The sequence below is a fragment of the Sphingomonas flavescens genome (assembly GCF_030866745.1).
Taxonomy (GTDB): Bacteria; Pseudomonadota; Alphaproteobacteria; order Sphingomonadales; family Sphingomonadaceae; genus Sphingomicrobium; species Sphingomicrobium flavescens.
The window spans coordinates 1,716,944-1,737,573 of record NZ_CP133016.1 but is presented as its reverse complement, the minus strand read 5'-3'; the positions used below and the strand labels follow the sequence as shown (position 1 = coordinate 1,737,573).

Here is a 20,630-nt window from a genome sequence, read left to right as displayed (position 1 = left end):
TGCCTGTTGGCCGGGCCATTGGTTTTCCAACGATCTGGAAAGCGCGCGCCTATAGAGTGGAGCGCGCCTGCTGGCAACCTACCAGGGGATGGGATCGCCGTCGTGGCCGAAGAATTCCCCGCTGTCGCTCGGCTGCAACTCGTCGATCACCCGCCGCATGCCGCTGATGCTCTCCGCTGGCTGCAGCGGCGCGCCCGTGCCGCCCATCCGCGTCTTCACCCAACCGGGGTGGAACATCACCGCGATCACGCCGCGCCGCTTCACGTCCAGCGCAAGATTGCGCCAGGCCATGTTGAGCGCGGTCTTGGAAGAGCGGTAGGCTAGGAATCCGCCAGAGCTATTGTCCTCAATCGAACCCATCCGCGTGCTGATCGCCACCAGCTTCCCCCGCGACGCCTCGACTAGCGACAGGACTGATCGGGCGAGCAGGTACGGCGCAACCGTATTTACGCGCATGGTCTCGAGCCACGCCTCCGCGTCTTCCGCGCTATCGGCCTCTTTCGGGCCGTAGGTGCCGGCATTCGCGATCAGCAGGTCGAGCGCGTCGAGCCGCGCCCCGAACCCCGCCACCGCGTCGAGGTCGCGCATGTCGAGCCGCTCGACCCGAACGCCGAGCGCATTGAGCTCGTCGCTCGATTCGCGGGCGGTGGCGACGACCTCCCAGCCGTCGGATTGATATTGCTTGGCGAATTCGAGACCGAGGCCACGGTTGGCGCCGGTGATCAGGACTTTGGGCATGCCGCTTCAACGCAGCGGGGCGGCGAAGTTCCTAGTCGAACAGGCTCGAGACCGAACTTTCGTCGGCGATGCGGCGGATCGCCTCCGCCAGTAGCGGCGCGATGGTCAGCCGGCGGATCTTGCAGTCCACCGGGTCGGGCTCGCCGGTGTAGATGGAATCGGTCACCACCAGCTCGCTCAGCTCGGACTTCGCCACGCGCGTCGCCGCGCCGCCCGACAGCACGCCGTGCGTGCAGTAGGCGAATACTTCGGTGGCTCCCTGCTGCTTCAGCGCCGCAGCCGCATTGCACAGGGTGCCCGCGCTATCGACGATGTCGTCGATCAGCACACAGGTGCGGCCCTGAACGTCGCCGATGATGTTCATCACCTCGGATTCGCCGGCCCGCTCACGGCGCTTGTCGACGATCGCCAGCGGGGCGTTGTTCAGCCGCTTCGCCAGCCCGCGCGCCCGGACCACGCCGCCGACATCCGGCGAGACCACGATCAACTCGCGGTTGCCCAGCCGCGCCGTGATATCGGTCGCAATCACCGGCGACGCGAACAGATTGTCCGTCGGAATGTCGAAGAAGCCCTGGATCTGCCCCGCGTGCAGGTCGATCGACAGCACGCGGTTCGCGCCGGCCGTGGTGATCAGGTTGGCGACCAGCTTGGCCGAAATCGGCGTGCGCGGCCCGGGCTTCCGGTCCTGCCGCGCGTAGCCGAAATAGGGAAGCACCGCGGTGATCCGCTTGGCCGACGCGCGGCGCAGCGCGTCGATGCAGATCAGCAGTTCCATCAGATTGTCGTTCGCCGGGTAGCTGGTCGACTGGATGACGAACACGTCCTCGCCGCGGACGTTCTCGTTGACCTCGACGAACACTTCCTCGTCGGCGAAGCGGCGAACGCTCGCATCGGTCAGCGAAATCTCGAGATAATCGCAAATGGAACGGGCCAGCGGCAGGTTGCTGTTCCCGGCGAGCAATTTCATGATCGGCTGTCCCCTTGCGGCTGTTCGGGCTTTAGCGGGCGCCCGCGCGGTCCGTAAAGGTTGTGGAAGCCCGGCGGCTCGCTAAATCGCAGGCATGACGGATCGCCTGACCATCGCGCTCGCCCAGATGAATCAGCGCGTCGGCGATCTCGAAGCCAATGCCCGCGAAATCATCGCGTGGCGCCGCAAGGCCGGAGACGTGGATCTGGTCATGTTCCCGGAGCTTCAGATCACCGGCTATCCGCCCGAAGATTTGGTGCTGAAGCCCGAATTCGTTCGGCGCGCGATGGAGGCTTCCGAGCGGCTGATCGATGCGACGGCGGAGCCCGGACCCGCGATCCTGTTCGGCTCGATCCATGCCGAGGAAGGAAAGACCTACAACGTCTACATCCTCGCGCAGGAGGGGAAGCTGCTGGCCCGCCGCCTGAAGCACGAGCTTCCTAACTACGGCACCTTCGACGAGAAGCGCGTGTTCGACGCCGGCCCGCTGCCCGAGCCAATAGAGTTCAAGGGCGTCAGGATCGGCATCCCGATCTGCGAGGACATCTGGCAGGAACGCGTCTGCGCGCATCTGAAGCAGGCCGGCGCCGAATTCCTGCTGGTCCCCAACGGCAGCCCCTACGAACTCAACAAGGATGAGAAGCGCATCGCCCTCGTCGAGCGGCGTGTGACCGAGACCGGCTTGGCGCTCGCTTACCTCAATCGCGTCGGGGGACAGGACGAACTGGTGTTCGAAGGCGCCAGCTTCGTCGTCAACGGCGACGGCGCCCTCGCCGTACATCTGCCCGATTTTGAAGAGGCGCTGTGGCACACCGAATGGCGGCGCGGCTCCGATGGGTGGGCGTGCGTCGACGATCGCAAGGCGCGCATCGCCCAGTTCCCCGAGGACGTGTACCGCGCGATGATGATGGGCCTGCGCGACTACGTCGATCGCAACGGCTTTCCCGGCGTGATCCTCGGCATGAGCGGCGGCATCGACAGCGCGCTTTCGGCGGCCGTCGCGGTCGATGCGCTTGGGGCCGACCGCGTCCGCTGCGTGATGCTGCCGAGCAAATATACGTCCCGCGAAAGCCTTGAGGATGCGGAAGCCTGCGCCAAGTTGCTCGGCTGCCGCCATGACGTCGTCCCCATCGTCCCCGGCGTCGATGCCCTCGGTAAGATGATCCCCGACATGACCGGTCTGGCCGCCGAAAACGTGCAGGCCCGTCTGCGGATGGTGGCGCTGATGGCGCTATCCAACTCCACCGGCGAAATGCTGCTGACCACCGGCAACAAGAGCGAGATGAGCGTCGGTTACGCCACGCTCTATGGCGACATGGCCGGCGGCTATTCGGTGCTCAAGGACGCTTACAAGTCGACCGTCTTCGCGCTCTCACGCTGGCGCAACGAGACGAAGCCGCATCACGCGCTCGGTCCCGCCGGACCGGTGATGCCGCAGCGGGTGATCACCAAGCCACCCAGCGCCGAGCTTCGCCCCGACCAGAAGGACGAGGACAGCCTACCGCCCTATTCGATGCTCGACCGCATCCTCGAGGCGCTCGTCGAACAAGAAATGTCGGTTGCCGAAGCTGCCGACGCGACCGGCGAGGAGGCCGCGCTGGTCGCAGACATCGAACGCAAGGTCCTGCGCGCCGAATACAAGCGCCGCCAGGCCCCGCCCGGCGTCAAGATCGGCACCCGCAACTTCGGCCGCGACCGCCGCTACCCGATCAGCAACGCCTTCCACACCGGCAAATAAGGTTTATTCTCCGCCCGCAAGCAGGGTGGAGGGGGCATGTTCCACGCGGTGCGTCATTGGTGGGGCAGCGGCCGCGGCAAGGTCACGGCGCGTCTGTTCGCATTCGAATTCCTGGTGGTCGTAGCTGGCGTGCTCACCGCCCAGGGTCTCGCCAATTGGGTATCGGACCGTGCCGAGCAGCGCGCGATCGGGGAAGAGGACAAGCGCGTTCGCTATGAGATCGGCCGAGCCCGGCAGGTCGCGCGGATCTGGTCGGCCGCAACGCCCTGTCTTGTCGCCCGTGTCGAAAGCATCGCCCGCCACGCGGCGGCCGCTGATCCCGTGGATACGAAGGAACTCCGGGTCCCGCAATTCATCGGCTACACCGTCGAGCCCTTTTCGCCCGATATGAATCGGGAGTTCCACGACCGTTTCGGCAACGATCGCGTCGACAATTACGCGGTCGTGATCACCGGTACCGGTGGGCTCGTCGACTCATATCGCGCCGTCCGGCGAGGCTGGGATCGCTTCGCGCTGCTCGATCCATCTCTTGGCGCCACCTCGCCCGCGGACCGGGCGACAGTGCGCGACGTCGCGGTGCAAGTCCGTTCACAGCTCGACCAAATTCGCGCCTCCGCCGCGATGGTCGAGGCAACGGCTGCCCGTCTCGGCATCGCTCCGATCACCTCCGGCGCGGACTTCGGGTCGGCGGGACCCGTGGGTGGCTGCAACGAGATATGGCAGACAGGCCGCATCTGGCGGGACGCGCCCGCAAATAATCGCTAAACTAATGCCGATTACCGGTGGAGGGACCATGTTCCGCGCGGTTCGGTTATGGTGGCAAAGCGGCCGCGGCAAAGAGACATCGCGGCTGTTCGTGTTCGAACTCACCGTGGTCATGATCGGCGTCCTGGCCGCGCAGCAGGTGTCGAACTGGGCCAGCAACCGCAGCCAGATGCAGGAAGTCGAAGGACTATACCGCGATCAGATGCGCGCGTTCGGTGTCTACCGGATCATCGCCGATACCTATGCAGTCGCCATACCCTGTTATCGGGAGCGTGCCGACGATTTGTTTCGAATTGCTGCGAGCGATCAAGCGGCTGACTCCGCGCAGCTAGCATTCGCGCCGCTCGCGGGGATGGGGCCCGACGACATCACCACCGAGCAGTATCGATTGCTCGGGAGTCAGTATGGCGAGAGCACGCGCACCAAGATCGGCAGCATGCAATTCAACCTGCGCGAAGTGCAGGACGAAGTCGTGGAGCTCAACCGCGTCTGGTTCGATTTCCAGCGGCTCGACGGGGCGGGCGGAAAGGTGAGCGACGCTGATCGGGCGGCCGCGCGGGCCGCTGCGGTAAAGGTGAGGGCGTTGCTCGCGCGCCTGGCCGAGAATACCGAAGTGATCCAGCAACTCGCCAGACAGCTTGGCGTACCCCGCAAGCTCAATCCCGGAATCACTCCAGTCTCGAACTGCGCGGAGATGTGGCGCACCGGGCTTGCTTTCCGCGATCGCGATCGTCCGGATCGATAACTGGCAAAGCTTGACGCTGCGCGATAGGCGCAGTCGTCATGACCGTCGTTACCCGTTTCGCCCCCTCGCCCACCGGCCGCCTTCACGTCGGCAACATCCGCACCGCGCTGCACAACTTCCTCTTCGCGCGGAAGCATGGCGGGACGTTCATCCTGCGCATCGACGATACCGATCGCGAGCGGTCGACGGCGGAATTCGACCAGGCCATCCGCGACGACCTCGCCTGGATGGGCCTCAACCCCGACAAGGTCGTGCGTCAGTCGGAGCGGTTCGACCTCTACGAGCGCGAGTTCGACCGGCTGAAGGCGGTGGGCCGCGTCTACGCCTGTTACGAAACGCCCGAAGAGCTCGACCTTCGCCGCAAGGTGCTGCTCGGCCGCGGCCTCCCGCCGGTATACGAGCGCAAGCCTGCCGATGCGCCGGTCCCTGAAGGGCGCGCGCCGCACTGGCGGTTCAAGCTCGACCACGATGCGCCGATCGTCTGGAACGACCTTATTCGTGGCGAGCAAAGGTTCGATCCCAAGCTGCTGAGCGACCCCGTCGTCCGCCGCGAGGACGGCAGCTGGCTCTATCTTCTCCCCAGTGTCATCGACGACGTCGACCTCGGCATCACCCACGTCGTCCGCGGCGAAGACCACGTCTCCAACAGCGCCGCGCAAATCCAGATGTTCGAAGCCCTTGGCGCCGAACCGCCCCAGTTCGCGCACGAGGCATTGCTGGTCGCCGCCGAGGGAAAGCTCTCGAAACGCCTTGGTTCGTACGGCGCCGAGCATCTGCGCGCCGAGGGCGTCGAGCCGATGGCCATGCTGTCAGTCCTGGCGCGGATCGGCACGTCGCAACCGGTCGAGGCCGCCACCACGCTGGCCGAGCTCGCAGCCGGCTTCGATTTCGCGACCTTCGGCCGTGCCCCGGCACACTTTGATTCGCACGAGGTCGAGCTCGTCAACGCCCGCCTGCTGCACAAGCTCGACTTTGCGGCCGTAGCCGACCGCCTCCCCTCCGGCGCTACCGAGCAGGACTGGCTGCTCCTGCGGCCCAACCTCGAGCGCGTTTCCGACTTCGCCGGTTGGTATGCCATCGTCGATGGCGACATCGAGCCACCGGAGCTCAGCCACGAAGAACGGCTATTCGCGAAAGATGCGGCAGGTGTCGCAGAACAGCTCGATTGGGACGCCGAGCCATGGAAAGTGCTGACGGCTGAGCTCAAGGAGAGTACCGGCCGGAAAGGCCGCGATCTCTTCCATCCGCTGCGGCTCGCCCTGACTGGCAAGGACAGCGGGCCGGAGATGGCCGGCCTGCTCCAGCGTATCGGCCGCGAGCGCGCCATCGCCCGCCTCGAAGCCGCCGCACGCCGCTAAATTCCCGTTAAGTGAATCGGCAACAATTTCCACTTGCGCGAGTTATGTTATGATGTAACATTCAGTCATCGAGCCTTTTGGACAGAGGAGGTTCCGAATGTTGGCCTACGCAGCAAGCCGCCCGACCGCGGGCAATCGCCAATCCAGCCCCAACGCCCTGCTGTTTATCATCAGTGCCCACGTCGCGGTCGCCGCGGTGGTGATGAGCATGAAGATGGATCTGCCGATCCGCATTCGCGAGAAGCCGATCGAGATTGTCAACGTCCCGCTCCCAACCGATCCGGACCCCATTCCGCAACCGCAGACACACCATGCGCCCGCGCCAGTGCCGACGCCCACGCCGCCACTCCCGCCGCTGCCGATTCCGCGCGATCCGCCGCTCGACCGAGGCCCGACCGATACCGGAGCAGGCACGATGACCGGCGGCGGTGACGTGGGCAGCACCGGGGCGGGGCCGATCATTGGCGAGCCGATTAGGCTGCCGCCAGTCCGCCACGACCCCCGCCTCATCACGGCCTCGTCGGAGCTGAAGCCGCCCTACCCGGCGTCCAAGCTTGCGGCTGAAGAAGAAGCGACGCTCAACCTAAGGTTGACGATCGACCGGAGTGGGCGGGTGATCGGCGTCGAACCCATCGGACGCGCTGACCCGGTCTTTGTCGCCGCGGCGCGCCGGCACCTCATCGCCCATTGGCGCTATGCCCCGGCAACCGTGGATGACCAGCCTGTCGCCACCACGCTGAACATCACCCTGCGGTTTCAGCTCGACGGCTAGCCTCCGGCCGCCGGGCAAGCGGGCTGGCGGTTCCCCTCCGCCAGCCCTATCTTCATGTCATGTCCTGGTTTCCCCGGCCTTCCAGCCCCCGCGCGGCGCTTGGCGACCTCGTCGCCTTCATGCGTCAGCGCAGCCGCGAGCAGGTAATCGGCGCTTCGCTGGCCGTCCTCGTGACCACGATCATCGTCATCGAATTTATCGTCGATGCGAAGATGGGGACCGCGCCCCCGCCGACCATCACCTACGTCGAGCTGTATAAGCCGAACCGCACCGACGCGGACATCATCGCGCAGCAGAAGAAGGACATGGTCGAGCGGCAGAAGTTCGAAGAGTATAAGAAGCGCGAATTCCAGAAGCTTGAAAAACGCCTTGGCATGGACTGAGGAACGCCGGTGGATGGAGGAGGCCCTCCGTCTCGCCGAGCAGGCGCGCGGTCACAGCGCTCCCAACCCCAATGTCGGCTGCGTGATCGTGTCCGCAAATGGCCGCGTCGTCGGCAAGGGCGCGACCGCGCGCGGCGGGCGGCCTCATGCTGAAGCAATCGCATTGGAAGCCGCCGCGAAGCGCGCTCGAGGCGCAACGGTCTACACGACGCTCGAGCCCTGCGCCCACCAAAGCGAGCGGGGCCCCGCCTGCACCGAGCTTCTTCTGGCCGCACGGCCCGAACGCGTGGTCATCGCCCTCAAGGACCCCGACAAACGCACGGGCGGCAAGGGAATTCAGCGTCTCCGCCGCGCGGGCATCGAGGTAACGCTTGGAGTCGGCCGCGAGGCCGCGAGGCAAGCTGTCTCGGGCTGGCTGACACGCCTCTCGATCGGCCGCCCGCGCGTGACGTTGAAATTGGCGTTATCGATCGACGGAAAGATCGCGCTCCCCTCGGGCGAATCGAAGTGGATCACCGGCGAGGACGCACGCCGCCACGTTCATCTTGAACGTGCACACAGCGACATGATCCTCGTCGGCCGCGGCACCTACCTCGCCGATCGTCCGCAGCTCGACGTCCGCCTGCCAGGGCTCGAGCAAGCCTCGCCGCGACGCGCATTGCTGAGCCGCGGCGAACCGGTCGCAAACTGGGAAATCCTCAGAAATCCGCGAGATATCTTTGGACTTCATGACGTCAACGACCTGCTGGTCGAGGGCGGATCGGGCACCGCGACAGCCTTCCTCGGCGAGGATCTGGTCGACCGCATCCTCATCTATCGCGCGCCGATCATCGTCGGCGAAGGCAAGTCCAGCTTCGGCTATGTCGGGCTCGACGCGATCGCCGACGCGCACGGCCGCTGGGAACTGGTCGACGAGCAGCGGCTGGGCGTCGACCGGCTCGAAGTTTACGAGCGGGTGCGCGCGGATTAAGCGCGGGCCATGTTCACAGGCATCGTCACCGACGTCGGCACGATCCGCAAGGCGGAGCAGCGCGGCGACCTGCGCCTGACCATCGGCACCGCTTACGATCTTGCCACCGTCGACCTCGGCGCCTCGATCTCTTGCTCGGGCGTCTGCCTGACAGTGGTCGACAAGGGTGAAGACTGGTTTGCTGTCGACGTGTCCGGCGAAACCCTGTCGAAAACAGCCGCTGACCATTGGCAGGAAGGCGCGCGCCTGAATCTGGAACGCGCGCTACGCTTGGGCGATGAATTGGGCGGGCACATTGTCACCGGCCACGTCGACGCGGTCGCCACGGTAGTCGGTACCTGTCCCGAAGGCGATTCGACCCGCATCGGAATCTCTGTCCCGCCAGCGCTCGCGCCAATGATCGCGCCGAAAGGCTCGGTCACGCTCGATGGCGTGTCGCTTACCGTCAACGAAGTGCGAAAGGCGGAAGACGGCAATACGCATTTCGCCGTCAATATCATCCCGCACACGGCATCGCACACCACGCTAGGGGCGGTGAGGGCCGGGCGACAACTCAATGTCGAGATAGACGTGCTTGCCCGTTATCTGGACCGGATGTTGACCGCTCGCGCACAGTAGGAACATCACTGTTCCTGCTTTTCATCACATTTCAATGTGATATTGGGTTTTCATGAGCACGACTCTCATCGATCGCCTCAACGCGATCATCCACACCGGCGAGGTCAGCCGCGCCGGCCTGGCCCGGGCCGCAGGTCTCCATCCCAACAGCCTAAGGAAACTCGGCCAACCCGACTGGAACCCCACCGCCGACACGCTCGGCCGCCTCGAACGCCTGATCCAGCGCGGCAATACCGAAGTGCTGGTCGGTCCCGAGGAGATCATCAACGAGGCGCGCAACGGGCGCATGTACATCCTCGTCGACGATGAAGACCGCGAGAATGAGGGGGATCTCATCATCCCGGCGCAAATGGCCACGCCCGAGGCGATCAACTTCATGGCGCGCCACGGCCGCGGCCTGATCTGCCTCGCGCTGACCAAGGATCGTGCCGACCAGCTTGGGCTCGAACCGATGGCACGCACTAACCGTAGCCGTAACGAGACCGCCTTCACCGTCTCGATCGAGGCGCGCGAGGGCATTTCGACGGGCATCAGCGCGGCCGACCGCGCGCGCACCATCGCCGTTGCCATCGATGCCGCGCACGGCGCGGACGCAATCGTCTCCCCCGGCCACGTCTTTCCGCTGATCGCCAAACCCGGCGGCGTCCTCGTCCGCGCCGGTCATACCGAGGCCGCGGTCGATGTCTCGCGTCTCGCCGGCCTCAATCCCAGCGGCGTCATCTGCGAAATCATGCGCGAGGACGGCACCATGGCCCGCCTCGACGACCTCATGGATTTCGCCCGCGCCCACGGTCTCAAGATTGGCACCATCCGCGACCTCATCGCCTACCGCCTGAAAAAGGATCATCTGGTCGAGCGTGTCGCCAGCACGCCCTTCACCGCGCGCAGCGGCGCCGACTGGCAGGCGCAGGTGTTTCGCGACAAGTCCAATGGCGAGGAACAACTTGCGCTGGTCCACGGCGCCCTCGATCCCGAGCAGCCGGTGATGGTCCGCATGCACAGCCTCGACCTCTTCGCCGACGTGCTCGGCGAATCGTGCCAGCGCTCGGGCGTGCTCCAGAATGCGATGCGCATGATCGAGGCCAAGGGCTCGGGCGTGGTCGTCACGCTTCACGCGGCAGCGCCGGGTTCGCTTTCGCGGGCGATCGATGCTCGCGCAGGCAAGCCGGTCGAAGGCGGCGACCCCGTTCGCGGCTACGGCACGGGCGCGCAAATCCTGGCGGCGCTCGGCGTCCATGACATGATTTTGCTGTCGAACACTCATCATTCGCCCGTGGGCCTCGCCGGCTACGGCCTCGCCATCGTAGAGGAACGCCGCATCGAGGAGGTTGCCTGATGGCGACCATCCTCCTCGTCGAAGCCCGCTTTTACGGCCACCTCAACGACATGCTGCTCGCCGGCGCCCGCGCCGCGATCGAGGCCGCCGGACACAAGCATGAAACGCTGACCGTTCCCGGAGCGCTGGAACTGCCCGGCGCAATCGCGCTTGCCGCCCGCAGCGGCCGCTTCTGCGCCTTTGTCGCGCTCGGCGTGGTGATTCGCGGCGAGACCTACCATTTCGAAATTGTCTCGAACGAAAGCGCGCGGGGCTTGATGGACCTGACGCTGCAGGGCTTCGCGATCGGCAACGGCATCATGACCGTCGAGAACGAAGCGCAGGCGCTCGCCCGCTGCGACCCCGCCCAGCTGGACAAGGGCGGTGCCGCGGCCCGCGCGGCCCTCACTCTATTCGAGTTGCGCGAAAGGTACGCGCCCTAACTCAGCGGAATCATCACCTCGCTCCGGCGCAGCGGCGGCGGGATCATCGGCGAATTGTAGAATGCATATTCCGCGGCCGCAGCCGGCGTCTCGCCCTGTCGCGCCAGCCAGCCCCGCAGCCGGTCCTCACATTCCTCCAGCCGTGCGTCATCGGCGACGCCGCCGAACCGCACCACGCCGACCTTGCGGGGCTCGACCTCGATCAGCGACACCTCTTCCGGCGGCTCTGGCAAATCGTCCGCCGTGCGCCCCTCCGGCATCACGAACCGCACCCGCCACGCGCCTTCGACATCGTCGTCGAACACCGGCGGATCGCTGGCCATTGGATCGCCGCCGTCCTGCATCACCGGCACTATCATGGGCAGCTTCTCGCCCTCACGCGACTTGGCGAAGATATAGTCGGCGAGGATGCGAAATCCGTCGCTTAGCGCCTGCTTGCGCGGCCCGTGCACCACCGCTTCGGCGACGACGATCTTCGGGTACGACCGGATCTCCAGGTCGCCGTCCGTTGCCAGCGTGCGATAGTCTGGCCCGGGCGTCGCCTTTTCCTGCAGATAATAGATCAACGCCCCGACCAGGGTGGCGGCGCCGACGGCGGCTCCAGCGACGACAGCCTTGCGCATGCTTGGTCTCCTCTTCGCACTGCTGAACCGGCAAGCCTGCCAGCCGTTCCCGGGTTGCGCTGCGCCGGTGCGGCGCTAACGCCGCGGCATGGCCGCCGGACATCCCCATCGACTGGCGTTTCCGGCGCTCCTGCTAGGCAATGTGGCCCTGGCGTTCGGACCGTGGCTGGTCCGTCTTGCCGATGTCGGTCCGGTTGCGATCGGTTTCTGGCGGGTGACGATCGCGCTGCCGTTCCTGTTCGCGCTCGCTCATCTGTCGGGGCAGCGGCCGCATTGGCCTTCCCGCCACGTGACCGTCGCCATCCTGATCGCCGCGACCTTCTACGTCCTCGATCTGGCCGCGTGGAATGCCGGCATCCTGATGACCAAGCTCGGCAACGCGACCCTCTTCGGCAACACCGGCAGCTTCGTCTTCGCCGTCTACGGTCTATGGCTGGCCCACAGGCGCCCGTCCGCCCAGCAGGCCATTGCGCTGGCGCTGGCGGCGGGCGGCGCTGCGCTCCTGATGGGCGGCAGCTACGAGCTCTCGCCGAAGAACTTTGCCGGTGACATCCTGACCCTTGTCGCCGGCCTGCTGTATGGTGGCTATCTAATCTTCGTCGAACGCGCCCGCGGGTCGCTCAAGCCGCTGCCGCTACTCCTCCTCGCCACACTGTTTGGCATGCCGATGCTGCTCATGATCAGCCTCGGACTCGGTGAGCAGATCTGGCCCAGCAATTGGACGCCGCTCATCATCTTCGCCTTGTCCAGCCAGGTGCTTGGCCAAGGGCTGCTTGTCTATTCGATCGGCACCTTCCCGCCGCTGGTCGTCGGCCTCGCGCTGCTCACCCAACCGGCGATTTCCGCGCTGATCGGCTGGTTCGCCTATCGCGAGGCCCTGACCTGGACCGACGCCATCGGCGCACTTGGCATCGCCGCGGCGCTGGTCATCGTTCGCGTGCCGGCACGGGGGTTGCGCAAGCCGGCCGACACGCCCAGTTGAGCGCGATGGATCAGCCCAGCCCTCTGGAGCAATTGCGCCGGCGTTTGGCACTCGCGGTGGGCGAGAATGCGGTGTTCGACGGCTGGTCGCAGGCTGCAGTGGACAGCGCTGCCGCCCAGCTCGGCATTGATCCGGTGCAGGCGCGGCTCGCCATGCCAAAGACCGCCGCGGGCCTCATCGACACCTATATCCAGGAAGTCGATCGCGGCCTCGAAGCGTCATTCCCGCCCGACCGGATCGCCACGATGAAGATTCGTGAGCGCATCCGCGCGCTCGTCTGGCACCGGCTGGAGATCATGGGTCCTGCCCGCGAGGCGATCCGCCGCGCGTTGGCGACGCTCGCCATGCCGCAGAACGCCCCGCTCGCGCTGCGCATCTCTTGGCGGAGCGCTGACCAGATGTGGCGACTGGCCGGCGACACCAGCACCGACTTCAACCATTACACCAAGCGGATGACGCTCGGCGCCGTCTACGGCTCGACCCTGCTCGCCTGGCTCGACGATCAAACCGAGGGCTGGACGGATACGGCGGCGTTCCTCGACCGCCGGATCGACGACGTGATGAAGTTCGAGAAGTTCAAAGCCGAATGGCGCGGCTCCGGAGATCATCTCAGCATCACGCGCTTTCTCGGCCGGCTCCGATACCCGCCTAGGTAGACTTCCGGATCGCCCTCAAGCCGCGCGTCTGCAATTGGATGTGGAAACCCGCAGCCGGTAATGATAATCACTCGCAACAATGAACGCGCCGTTCCAGCCCAATCCGACGAGCCTCGACCTCATCGAGGTCGGGGTGCGGGCGCGCATTGTCGAAATCGACTGGACGGTTCTCGATGACAGTGCCGCGAGCCGACTGCGCAATTTCGGCTTCGACGAAGGTGTCGCGGTTGAGCCCCTTCACCTCGGTCCATTCGGGCGGGATCCCATCGCGATCCGCGTTGGCCGCATGACCGTCGCCATCCGGCGGCGCCATGCTGCCGCGATCAAAGTCCAGCCGATCCAGTGAACCCGCCGCCGCTGATCGCCGTCGCTGGCAGTCCGAATGCCGGCAAGAGCGCGCTGTTCAACGCCCTAACCGGCGCGCGCCAGAAGGTCGGCAACTATCCTGGCGTCACGGTCGAACGTCATTCGGGCCGTTTGCTTCTTGGCGATGGTCGCCCGGTGGAACTTGTCGATCTTCCCGGCGCCTACAGCCTCGACCCGGCAAGCCCCGACGAAGCCGTCACGCGCGATGTCCTGCTCGGCCAGCAAAAAGGTGAGCGGCTACCGGACGCGCTGCTGATCGTCGTCGACGCTTCGAACCTCGACAACCACCTCCGCTTTGCCCTGCAGCTGATTGACCTGGGCCTGCCGACGGTCGTCGCTTTGAACATGGTCGATCTCGCCAAGCGGGACGGACTTGAACTGGACGCCGCCAAGCTCGAGGGCGAGCTTGGGGTCCCGGTCATTGCCACGGTCGCGGTGCGCAAGCGCGGCATCGACACACTGCTGGCTCAGCTCGATACCATGCTGCTCACCCCGCGCGCCATTCGCCCGGGACACGGCCCCAGCCACGACGGCCTAAATCTTCAGCGCCGAGCCCGGGAGATCGCATTGGGAGCCATTGTCAGCGAAACGCCGACGCGCCGCCTGACCCACCGGCTCGACGGCGTCCTGCTCCACCCCGTCTTCGGCCTGCTCATTCTCGCGGCAATCCTGTTCGTCATGTTCCAAGCTGTCTTCGCGTGGAGCAAGCCGCCCGCAGACGCGCTTGCCGCTTGGGTCGCAACCGGCGGCGGCTGGATCGGCGACGCGCTGCGGCCCGGCATCGTCCGCTCGCTCATCGTCGACGGCGTGTTCGGCGGCGTGGGTGCGGTGATTGTCTTCCTGCCGCCGATCCTGATGCTGTTCCTTTTCATCCTGGTCCTCGAATCGACCGGCTACATGGTCCGCGCAGCCTTCCTGATGGACCGCGTGATGAGCCGTGCGGGCTTGTCGGGCCGCGCCTTCATTCCGCTGCTGTCCAGCTTCGCCTGCGCGGTGCCGGGCATCATGGCGACGCGCACGATCGACGATCCCAAGGACCGCCTGACGACGATCCTCGTCGCGCCGCTGATGACCTGCTCGGCCCGGCTGCCGGTCTACACGTTGATCATCGGCGCATTCATTCCCGCGCGCACCGTGGGCTGGGGCATCGGCCTCCAGGGTCTCGTGATGTTCGGCCTTTATCTGACCGGCGTTCTCGGCGCCTTAATCGCGGCCTTGGTGCTGCGCCGTACCGTCGTGAAGGGCGGCGGCAGCACCTTCATGATGGAGCTGCCGAAGTACCAGATGCCGCGCCTGACCGACATTGCGCTGGGCCTGTGGCAGCGCGCGTTGATCTTCCTGAAGCGCGCCGGCGGCATCATCCTCACGACTACCGTGATCCTGTGGGCGCTCGCCAGCTTCCCCCAGGCCGGACCCGGCCAGAAGCAATCCGACGTCTCGATCGCCGGGCACATCGCAGACGGCATCCACGTCGTGGTCGCGCCGATCGGCTTCAACAAGGACATCAGCCTTGCGCTGCTCCCCGCCATGGCCGCGCGCGAAGTGGCAGTGGCGGCCATCGGTACCGTCTACTCGCTCGACGCGACGGACGACGGCAACGTTCAGACGCTGCAGGAACGCATGGCCGGTCGCTGGAGCTTGGCCACCGCGCTCGCCTTCCTCGCCTGGTTCGTGTTCGCGCCACAGTGCATCTCGACCATCGCCGTCACCCGGCGTGAGACCAACGGCTGGAAGTGGCCGCTATTCATGATCTCCTACCTATTCGCCCTGGCTTATATTGCTGCGGGCGCGACATACTGGACGGCGGTTGCGCTAGGTTTATAGCGTTTAGCCAAGCAAGCAGGAGTTTGAGATGGCGGGCGTGAACAAGGTGATTCTGGTCGGCAACCTGGGCGCGGACCCGGAGTCGCGCTCGTTCAGCAATGGCGGCGAGGTGGTCAACCTCCGCATTGCGACGTCGGAGACGTGGAAGGACCGCGACGGCAACCGCCAGGAAAAGACCGAATGGCACTCGGTCGCCATCTTCAACGAGAACCTGGGCCGCGTGGCCAAAAACTACCTGCGCAAGGGCAGCAAAGTGTACATCGAAGGCCAGCTGCAGACCCGTAAGTGGCAGGATCAGTCGGGTAATGACCGCTACACGACTGAGATCGTGCTGCAGAAATTCCGCGGCGAACTCGTCCTGCTCGACAGCCGCGACGGTCAGGGCGGCGGCGGTGGCCGCGGCGCCTTCAACGACGATTTCGGCGGCGGCAACGACTTTGGGAGCCCGCCGCAGCGCCAGCAGTCGCGCCCGCAGCCGGCCGCGTTCGACACCGACCTGGACGACGACGTCCCGTTCTAAGTCGTTCTAAGTTTCGTCGCTCTTCCGAAGCTTCGCCAGGACCGCGAACGGACTCGCTTCCTCTTCGCTCATCACCCCGGCTTCCTTGAGCGCGGCGTCGGCTCCCGCGCTGCGCGGATAGGGATCGAGGCTCAGGGCCAGGGTGTCCGCCAGCGCCTCGCCCAGATCGATCATCGCACCATCGTAAAAAACGGTGTCGCAGTCGGCTTCGCCGAGCTCGATCTCATCGTCGGGGCCGCCATCCTTCGGCTCGGCAACGAACTGGATGGCGAAGCGCTCGTCGACATGCGCAGCGACCGGATCGCCGGTAACCACGCAGCTCTGATCCAGCGACGCGGCCAGTCGGCCATCGGCGCGAATCGTCTCACCCGACCGGCTAAGCGTCACCTGCGCGTTCAGGCACTTGATCGACGGAAGCCCCAGGCGCTCGGCGATTGCCGCCCGCTCGCTCTCGTCCGCCGACAATTCCAGCCGGTCGCCATCGCGGATCTGATCAATCCGGAGTTGGTGCGCGAATTGGTCGCTCATGGCAGTACCCCCTTCGCCAGATCGCCAACCGCAACCTCTTTCAACCGCGTCCAGAAACGCCGCAGGGCGGCTTCGTCCGCCTCAACCGCTGCGGGTGCGGGATGGTCCCTGAACAAGCTTTCCCTCACGGCCTCGTCCCATGGCCGCTCGTTGGCCAGCACTTCTCGCCAGATCCCCGTTCGCCGGGCCAGCTTTCCCACCAGCTTGCGGACGGTCTTCCCCAGCGTCGGATCGCCCAGCCCGAGTTCACGATGCTCGCTTTCCATCACCTCGATGAAGCGCTCGGTCAGCGTGACCGTCGCCGCTTTGCCGACAGGTCCGCCGCGTTCCAGCCGGATGAGCGCGATCGCCGTCAAGGTCGACAAGACTGCGAAGCGTCCGTCGAGCGTATCCGGCACACCGCCGGCGAGATACCAGTCCGGCCGCCGCGCCTCGGCGGTCAGCCGGTCGAACAGCGGAGCACCTTCCGAAGGCGCGGCCGTTAATGTCCGGAACAGGAAACCCAGCATAGCGTCCCTTGCGTCGCTTAGTGCCCTCCGCATATTGAGGCGCGACCGCCGCTAGGCAAGGCAACAGTTTTCGGGCGCCGCGCGTCCCAGCAAGGGTTTATCGATGAAGCTTCCGGTTTTGACGTTGGCGATTGCCGGTTCTGCAGTGCTCGTTACGGGGTGCGCGCAGTTCCGCCAGCATAAGGGCGTCGTGCTGGACCAGCAGCTTGTCGCGGGCATTCAGCCGGGCGTCGACAACAAGGATTCCGTGGCCAAGCTGCTGGGCCGTCCCACCTTTGCCGGCCAATTCAATTCCAATGAGTGGTACTATATTTCGCGCGACACCAACCAGGTGGCGTTTCGCAACCCTAGTGTTCGCAAGCAGACGACCTTGATCGTCCGCTTCGATCCGAAGGGGAACGTGTCGGCGGTTCAGGAGACCGGCAAGGAATTGGTGATGAACGTCGACCCGTACGGCAAAAAGACGCCCACGCTCGGCCGCAAGCGCAGCTTCTTCGAGGAGCTGTTCGGCGGCATCGGCACGGTCGGCGCGCCAGGCCTTCCGGGGTCCCAGAATCCGGGTCAGTAAAGACCTCCGGCTCCGCCTTCCGCGTGGCGGTTGTTTCGCTTAAGCGTCGCCCATGACCGCGACGCCCGCCGGCATGACCTATGCCGACTATCTGAAGCTCGACCAGATCCTGTCGGCGCAGCAGCCCTTGTCGTCGCTGCACGACGAGATGCTGTTCATCGTCATCCATCAGACGAAGGAGCTGTGGATGAAGCAGCTCCTTCACGAGCTGCGGCTGGCGATCGACTTCGTGCAGTCGGACCGCTTCGCCGAAGCATACAAGGCGATGGCGCGGATCAGCCGCATTCAAGCAGTGATGACGCTGTCCTGGGACGTGCTGTCGACGCTGACGCCGGTCGACTATCTGAAGTTTCGCGATGTGCTCGGCACCTCGTCGGGCTTTCAATCCGCGCAATTTCGGGAAATCGAATTCCGCCTCGGATTGAAGGAGCCGAATTTCATCAAACATTATGCAGAAGGCAGTGCCGAGCGCGCGGCACTGAAGCGGGCGCTCGAGGAGCCGAGCCTGCGCGAAGCTGCCCACGCGGCGCTTGAACGCGCAGGTTTCGACCTCGGCGACCATTCGACGGAAGCCGTCGCTGCGGCCTGGCTCAAGATCTATCGCGATGCCGAGCGCTGGTTCGACCTGTACGAACTCGCGGAGAAGCTGGTCGACATCGACGATGCGCTCGCTGCCTGGCGCCACAAGCATGTGCTTACCGTCGAGCGAATCATCGGCAACAAGCAGGGCACGGGCGGCTCGGCCGGCGCGCCCTACCTTCGCGCCACGCTCGAGAAGCGTGTCTTCCCTGAATTGTGGTCGCTGAGGACCGATCTTTGAGTTTCAAAGCGTTGTTCAGCCGGAGCCTGGGTGCCGATCCTCGCCGGCTGCACTTCGCCGCGCACAGCCACCACCTTTGGCCGGACGCCAGCTACGATGGCCAGGTCGCCGCCTGGGAAGATGCCGCTCGCCTCGCGGACCGCAAGTGGGATCGCGTCATGGGCGAAGTCTATCCCGAGGCCCAGCGCGAAGTCGCTGCCGAACTGGGTACCGACATGGCCGACGCCATCGTCTTCGCGTCGAACACCCACGACCTGCTCGTTCGCCTGTTCGCCGCCGTATCCGAAAGCTGGCCAATCCGGGTCCTGACCAGCGACGGCGAATTCCACAGCGCCCGCCGGCAGTTTGCCCGCTGGGAGGAATCGGGCGCGGCCGTGTTCGAACGCATTCCGACGTATCCGTTCGACACTTTCTCCGAACGTTTTCTTGAAGCGGCGAAAAGCGGCGATGCGCAAATCATCTTCGTCAGTCAGGTGATGTTCGGCAGCGGCCTGATTTTCGACAAGATCGAAGAACTTGCCGCGCTCGGCAGGCCCGACGGCCCGTGGGTGGTCATCGATGGTTACCATAGCTTCATGGCCATCGACCGGCCGCTGGGCGCCCAGCCGGCGCAATCAGCCTTCTTTCTTGGTGGCGGGTACAAATACGCAATGGCCGGCGAAGGCTGCGGTTTCATGCATGCGCCGCCCGGCTTCGGCGAGCGTCCACGCATCACCGGCTGGTACGCGGAATTCGAGGACCTCGGCCTTCCGCCCGGGCAAGTCGGCTATGCCAAAACCGCAGACCGCTTCCTCGGCGCCACCTTCGATCCGTCGGCACTCTATCGCTTCACGGCGATCCGCCGAATGCTCGCAGAGAATGGCCTGATGACCGCGAGGGTCTCGGCGCACGCCGAGGCGCTGCAAAAACATTTGCTAAGCCGCTTCGATGGGACGCCTCTGGCGAACGCCGAGCTTCTGAATCCCGTCACGCAAGGTCCGCACGCGCGTTTCCTGGCCTTCCGTCATACGGAAGCGCAGCGCTGGTACGAGCAACTGAAGTCGCGCAACGTAATTACCGACGTCCGCGGCGACGTGTTGCGCATCGGCTTCGGGATTTATCAGGATGATGCCGACGTCGACCGGCTGATCGAGCATCTGGGGGAATTGGAATGAGCGAGACGTCGTTGTGGCCGGCACGTAGTGCCAACCTGGTCCTGTTCATCCTGCTCATCGCCTACATCTTCAATTTTCTCGACCGGCAGATCCTCGGCATCCTGGCCTCGTCGATCAAGGCGGACCTCAATCTTACCGATACCGAGTTCGGTGCGATTGGGGGCCTCGCCTTTGCGCTACTTTATTCGCTGCTCGGCATTCCGCTTGCCTTCCTTGCCGACAAGACCAGCCGCAGCGGCGTCGTCGCCGGCGCGCTCGCCGTGTGGAGCGCCTTTACCGCTTTGTGCGGCACGGCGACGTCTTTCGGGCAACTGTTCCTCTACCGGCTGGGCGTCGGCGTCGGCGAGGCGGGCGGCGTCGCCCCGTCCTATGCACTGGTTGCCGATTACTTCCCACCGGAGCGCCGGGCGCGCGCCCTCGCCGTCTTTTCACTGGGGGTGCCGATCGGCCTTGGCGGGGGCTCGTTCATCGGCGCCCATCTCGCACAATTGTTCGGCTGGCGCGCGGCGTTCGTCATCATGGGCGTCGCCGGCATCATCCTGGCGCCCGTGCTGCGCTGGGTAGTCCGTGACCTCCCGCGCGCGAGGAACGCCGCGACCGCACCGCTTGGCAGCGTGTTCCCGATGCTCGCTCGCAAACCGGCCTTCTGGCTGCTCGCCTTCGGCGCTTCGGCCAGCTCGCTGTGCGGCTACGGCCTTGCCTTGTGGACTCCGTCCGTCCTCATGCGCAGCTTCGACCTCAGTCTGGTGCAGACGGGCAACTTCCTCGCCTCGCTGGTCATCATCGGCGGCTGCACGGGCGTGTTTGCCGGCGGCTGGCTCGCCGATCGGCTCGGCACCGGTGACCGTGGCTGGTACGCCAAGCTGCCGGCCATCGCCTGGCTAATCACCGCTCCAACCTTCGTCGCCGGCTTCTTCGCGCCCAATCTATGGTTCGCCTGGGTTCTGCTGCTGATCCCCAACGCCCTCAATATCCTTTGGCTCGGACCCATCACGACCGCGGTTCAGCACCTCGTTCCGCAATCGATGCGCTCGACCGCCTCGGCAAGCTTCCTGCTCATCAACAATCTGATCGGACTCGGTGCAGGCCCGCTGCTGATTGGCGGGCTCTCCGACGCGCTGAAATCAACCTATGGCGTCGATTCGTTGCGCAACGCGGCGGTCGTCTGCTGCAGCTTTTACCTGCTGGCAGCGTTCCTCGCCCTTCTCGCGATCAAGCCGCTGCGGGCCGCGTGGGTACAGGACGCTGCGTAGCCAAGTATCTGAATA

Annotated in this window: 24 protein-coding genes; 19 read left to right on the top strand and 5 right to left on the bottom strand. The window is 65.3% G+C overall.

The annotated features are described in order from the left end of the window. Nucleotides 1-78 precede the first annotated feature (78 nt). Together QU596_RS08920 and QU596_RS08915 are read right to left on the bottom strand one after the other, a co-directional pair. On the bottom strand, nt 79-738 hold the full coding sequence (locus tag QU596_RS08920; RefSeq protein WP_308515087.1) for an SDR family oxidoreductase: 660 nt from the start codon (nt 736-738) through the stop codon (nt 79-81). Nucleotides 739-769: 31 nt separating this feature from the next. Next, the gene (locus QU596_RS08915) at nt 770-1,705 is read right to left on the bottom strand and encodes a ribose-phosphate pyrophosphokinase (RefSeq protein ID WP_308515085.1); all 936 of its coding nucleotides are present in this window, start codon (nt 1,703-1,705) and stop codon (nt 770-772) included. A gap of 94 nt (nt 1,706-1,799) precedes the next feature. On the opposite strand from QU596_RS08915, the gene QU596_RS08910 reads away from it, so the two are divergent. The 10 genes from QU596_RS08910 to ribH all read left to right on the top strand — a co-directional run bounded on the left by QU596_RS08910 (nt 1,800) and on the right by ribH (nt 10,812). Beyond that, nucleotides 1,800-3,443: an NAD+ synthase gene (locus tag QU596_RS08910; RefSeq protein WP_308515084.1), complete on the top strand. Its 1,644-nt coding sequence runs from the start codon at nt 1,800-1,802 to the stop codon at nt 3,441-3,443. 36 nt (nt 3,444-3,479) lie between these two features. Beyond that, the gene (locus QU596_RS08905) at nt 3,480-4,208 is read left to right on the top strand and encodes a hypothetical protein (protein WP_308515083.1); all 729 of its coding nucleotides are present in this window, start codon (nt 3,480-3,482) and stop codon (nt 4,206-4,208) included. A 28-nt stretch (nt 4,209-4,236) separates the two neighbouring features. Next, nucleotides 4,237-4,953, top strand: a complete 717-nt coding sequence (locus tag QU596_RS08900) for a hypothetical protein (RefSeq protein ID WP_308515081.1) — start codon at nt 4,237-4,239, stop codon at nt 4,951-4,953. Between the two features lie 38 nt (nt 4,954-4,991). After that, nucleotides 4,992-6,311 (top strand): glutamate--tRNA ligase, encoded by a 1,320-nt coding sequence (gene gltX / locus QU596_RS08895; protein WP_308515079.1) that lies wholly within the window; start codon nt 4,992-4,994, stop codon nt 6,309-6,311. Nucleotides 6,312-6,408: 97 nt separating this feature from the next. Then, nucleotides 6,409-7,083 carry an energy transducer TonB gene (locus QU596_RS08890; RefSeq protein ID WP_308515077.1) on the top strand — a complete coding sequence of 225 codons (675 nt, stop codon included), beginning with the start codon at nt 6,409-6,411 and terminating at the stop codon, nt 7,081-7,083. Nucleotides 7,084-7,142: 59 nt separating this feature from the next. After that, on the top strand, nt 7,143-7,466 hold the full coding sequence (locus QU596_RS08885; protein WP_308515075.1) for a hypothetical protein: 324 nt from the start codon (nt 7,143-7,145) through the stop codon (nt 7,464-7,466). A gap of 13 nt (nt 7,467-7,479) precedes the next feature. After that, on the top strand, nt 7,480-8,436 hold the full coding sequence (ribD, locus tag QU596_RS08880) for a bifunctional diaminohydroxyphosphoribosylaminopyrimidine deaminase/5-amino-6-(5-phosphoribosylamino)uracil reductase RibD (RefSeq protein ID WP_308515073.1): 957 nt from the start codon (nt 7,480-7,482) through the stop codon (nt 8,434-8,436). Nucleotides 8,437-8,445: 9 nt separating this feature from the next. Next, nucleotides 8,446-9,054 carry a riboflavin synthase gene (locus QU596_RS08875; RefSeq protein ID WP_308515071.1) on the top strand — a complete coding sequence of 203 codons (609 nt, stop codon included), beginning with the start codon at nt 8,446-8,448 and terminating at the stop codon, nt 9,052-9,054. Between the two features lie 52 nt (nt 9,055-9,106). Further along, nucleotides 9,107-10,390 carry a 3,4-dihydroxy-2-butanone-4-phosphate synthase gene (ribB, locus tag QU596_RS08870; RefSeq protein ID WP_308515069.1) on the top strand — a complete coding sequence of 428 codons (1,284 nt, stop codon included), beginning with the start codon at nt 9,107-9,109 and terminating at the stop codon, nt 10,388-10,390. Further along, nucleotides 10,390-10,812, top strand: a complete 423-nt coding sequence (ribH, locus tag QU596_RS08865; RefSeq protein ID WP_308515067.1) for a 6,7-dimethyl-8-ribityllumazine synthase — start codon at nt 10,390-10,392, stop codon at nt 10,810-10,812. The genes ribB and ribH overlap by 1 nt, the downstream gene beginning before the upstream one ends. Here the strand turns inward: ribH and QU596_RS08860 are convergent. Further along, the gene (locus tag QU596_RS08860) at nt 10,809-11,435 is read right to left on the bottom strand and encodes an SOUL family heme-binding protein (RefSeq protein WP_308515065.1); all 627 of its coding nucleotides are present in this window, start codon (nt 11,433-11,435) and stop codon (nt 10,809-10,811) included. The genes ribH and QU596_RS08860 overlap by 4 nt on opposite strands. An 88-nt stretch (nt 11,436-11,523) precedes the next feature. On the opposite strand from QU596_RS08860, the gene QU596_RS08855 reads away from it, so the two are divergent. The 5 genes from QU596_RS08855 (at nt 11,524) to ssb (ending at nt 15,783) form a co-directional block, all read left to right on the top strand. Beyond that, nucleotides 11,524-12,417: a DMT family transporter gene (locus QU596_RS08855; protein WP_308515063.1), complete on the top strand. Its 894-nt coding sequence runs from the start codon at nt 11,524-11,526 to the stop codon at nt 12,415-12,417. 5 nt (nt 12,418-12,422) lie between these two features. Next, complete coding sequence (locus QU596_RS08850) at nt 12,423-13,073, top strand: COQ9 family protein (RefSeq protein ID WP_308515061.1); 651 nt, start codon at nt 12,423-12,425, stop codon at nt 13,071-13,073. A gap of 79 nt (nt 13,074-13,152) precedes the next feature. Then, nucleotides 13,153-13,419: a FeoA family protein gene (locus QU596_RS08845; RefSeq protein WP_308515059.1), complete on the top strand. Its 267-nt coding sequence runs from the start codon at nt 13,153-13,155 to the stop codon at nt 13,417-13,419. Next, a complete protein-coding gene (feoB, locus tag QU596_RS08840; protein WP_308515058.1) occupies nt 13,416-15,263 on the top strand; it encodes a ferrous iron transporter B in 1,848 nt (615 codons plus the stop codon). The genes QU596_RS08845 and feoB overlap by 4 nt, the downstream gene beginning before the upstream one ends. 28 nt (nt 15,264-15,291) lie before the next feature. Continuing rightward, on the top strand, nt 15,292-15,783 hold the full coding sequence (gene ssb / locus QU596_RS08835) for a single-stranded DNA-binding protein (RefSeq protein WP_308515056.1): 492 nt from the start codon (nt 15,292-15,294) through the stop codon (nt 15,781-15,783). Nucleotides 15,784-15,789: 6 nt separating this feature from the next. Here the strand turns inward: ssb and QU596_RS08830 are convergent, their stop codons facing one another. Both QU596_RS08830 and QU596_RS08825 read right to left on the bottom strand, forming a co-directional pair. Beyond that, on the bottom strand, nt 15,790-16,311 hold the full coding sequence (locus tag QU596_RS08830; RefSeq protein WP_308515054.1) for a YceD family protein: 522 nt from the start codon (nt 16,309-16,311) through the stop codon (nt 15,790-15,792). Next, nucleotides 16,308-16,820, bottom strand: coding sequence for a ubiquinol-cytochrome C chaperone family protein (locus QU596_RS08825; protein ID WP_308515052.1), 513 nt, complete (start codon nt 16,818-16,820; stop codon nt 16,308-16,310). The genes QU596_RS08830 and QU596_RS08825 overlap by 4 nt, the downstream gene beginning before the upstream one ends. 103 nt (nt 16,821-16,923) lie before the next feature. On the opposite strand from QU596_RS08825, the gene QU596_RS08820 reads away from it, so the two are divergent. The 4 genes from QU596_RS08820 to QU596_RS08805 are packed head-to-tail and all read left to right on the top strand — an operon-like array spanning nt 16,924 to nt 20,615. Next, entirely contained in the window at nt 16,924-17,388 is a 465-nt protein-coding gene (locus tag QU596_RS08820) for an outer membrane protein assembly factor BamE (RefSeq protein WP_308515050.1), read from the top strand. A 52-nt stretch (nt 17,389-17,440) separates the two neighbouring features. Further along, the gene (locus QU596_RS08815) at nt 17,441-18,208 is read left to right on the top strand and encodes a tryptophan 2,3-dioxygenase (RefSeq protein ID WP_308515048.1); all 768 of its coding nucleotides are present in this window, start codon (nt 17,441-17,443) and stop codon (nt 18,206-18,208) included. Then, the gene (locus QU596_RS08810; protein WP_308515047.1) at nt 18,205-19,362 is read left to right on the top strand and encodes an aminotransferase class V-fold PLP-dependent enzyme; all 1,158 of its coding nucleotides are present in this window, start codon (nt 18,205-18,207) and stop codon (nt 19,360-19,362) included. The genes QU596_RS08815 and QU596_RS08810 overlap by 4 nt, the downstream gene beginning before the upstream one ends. Beyond that, nucleotides 19,359-20,615: a spinster family MFS transporter gene (locus QU596_RS08805; RefSeq protein WP_308515045.1), complete on the top strand. Its 1,257-nt coding sequence runs from the start codon at nt 19,359-19,361 to the stop codon at nt 20,613-20,615. Before QU596_RS08810 ends, QU596_RS08805 begins: the two co-directional genes overlap by 4 nt. Nucleotides 20,616-20,630: the final 15 nt, after the last annotated feature.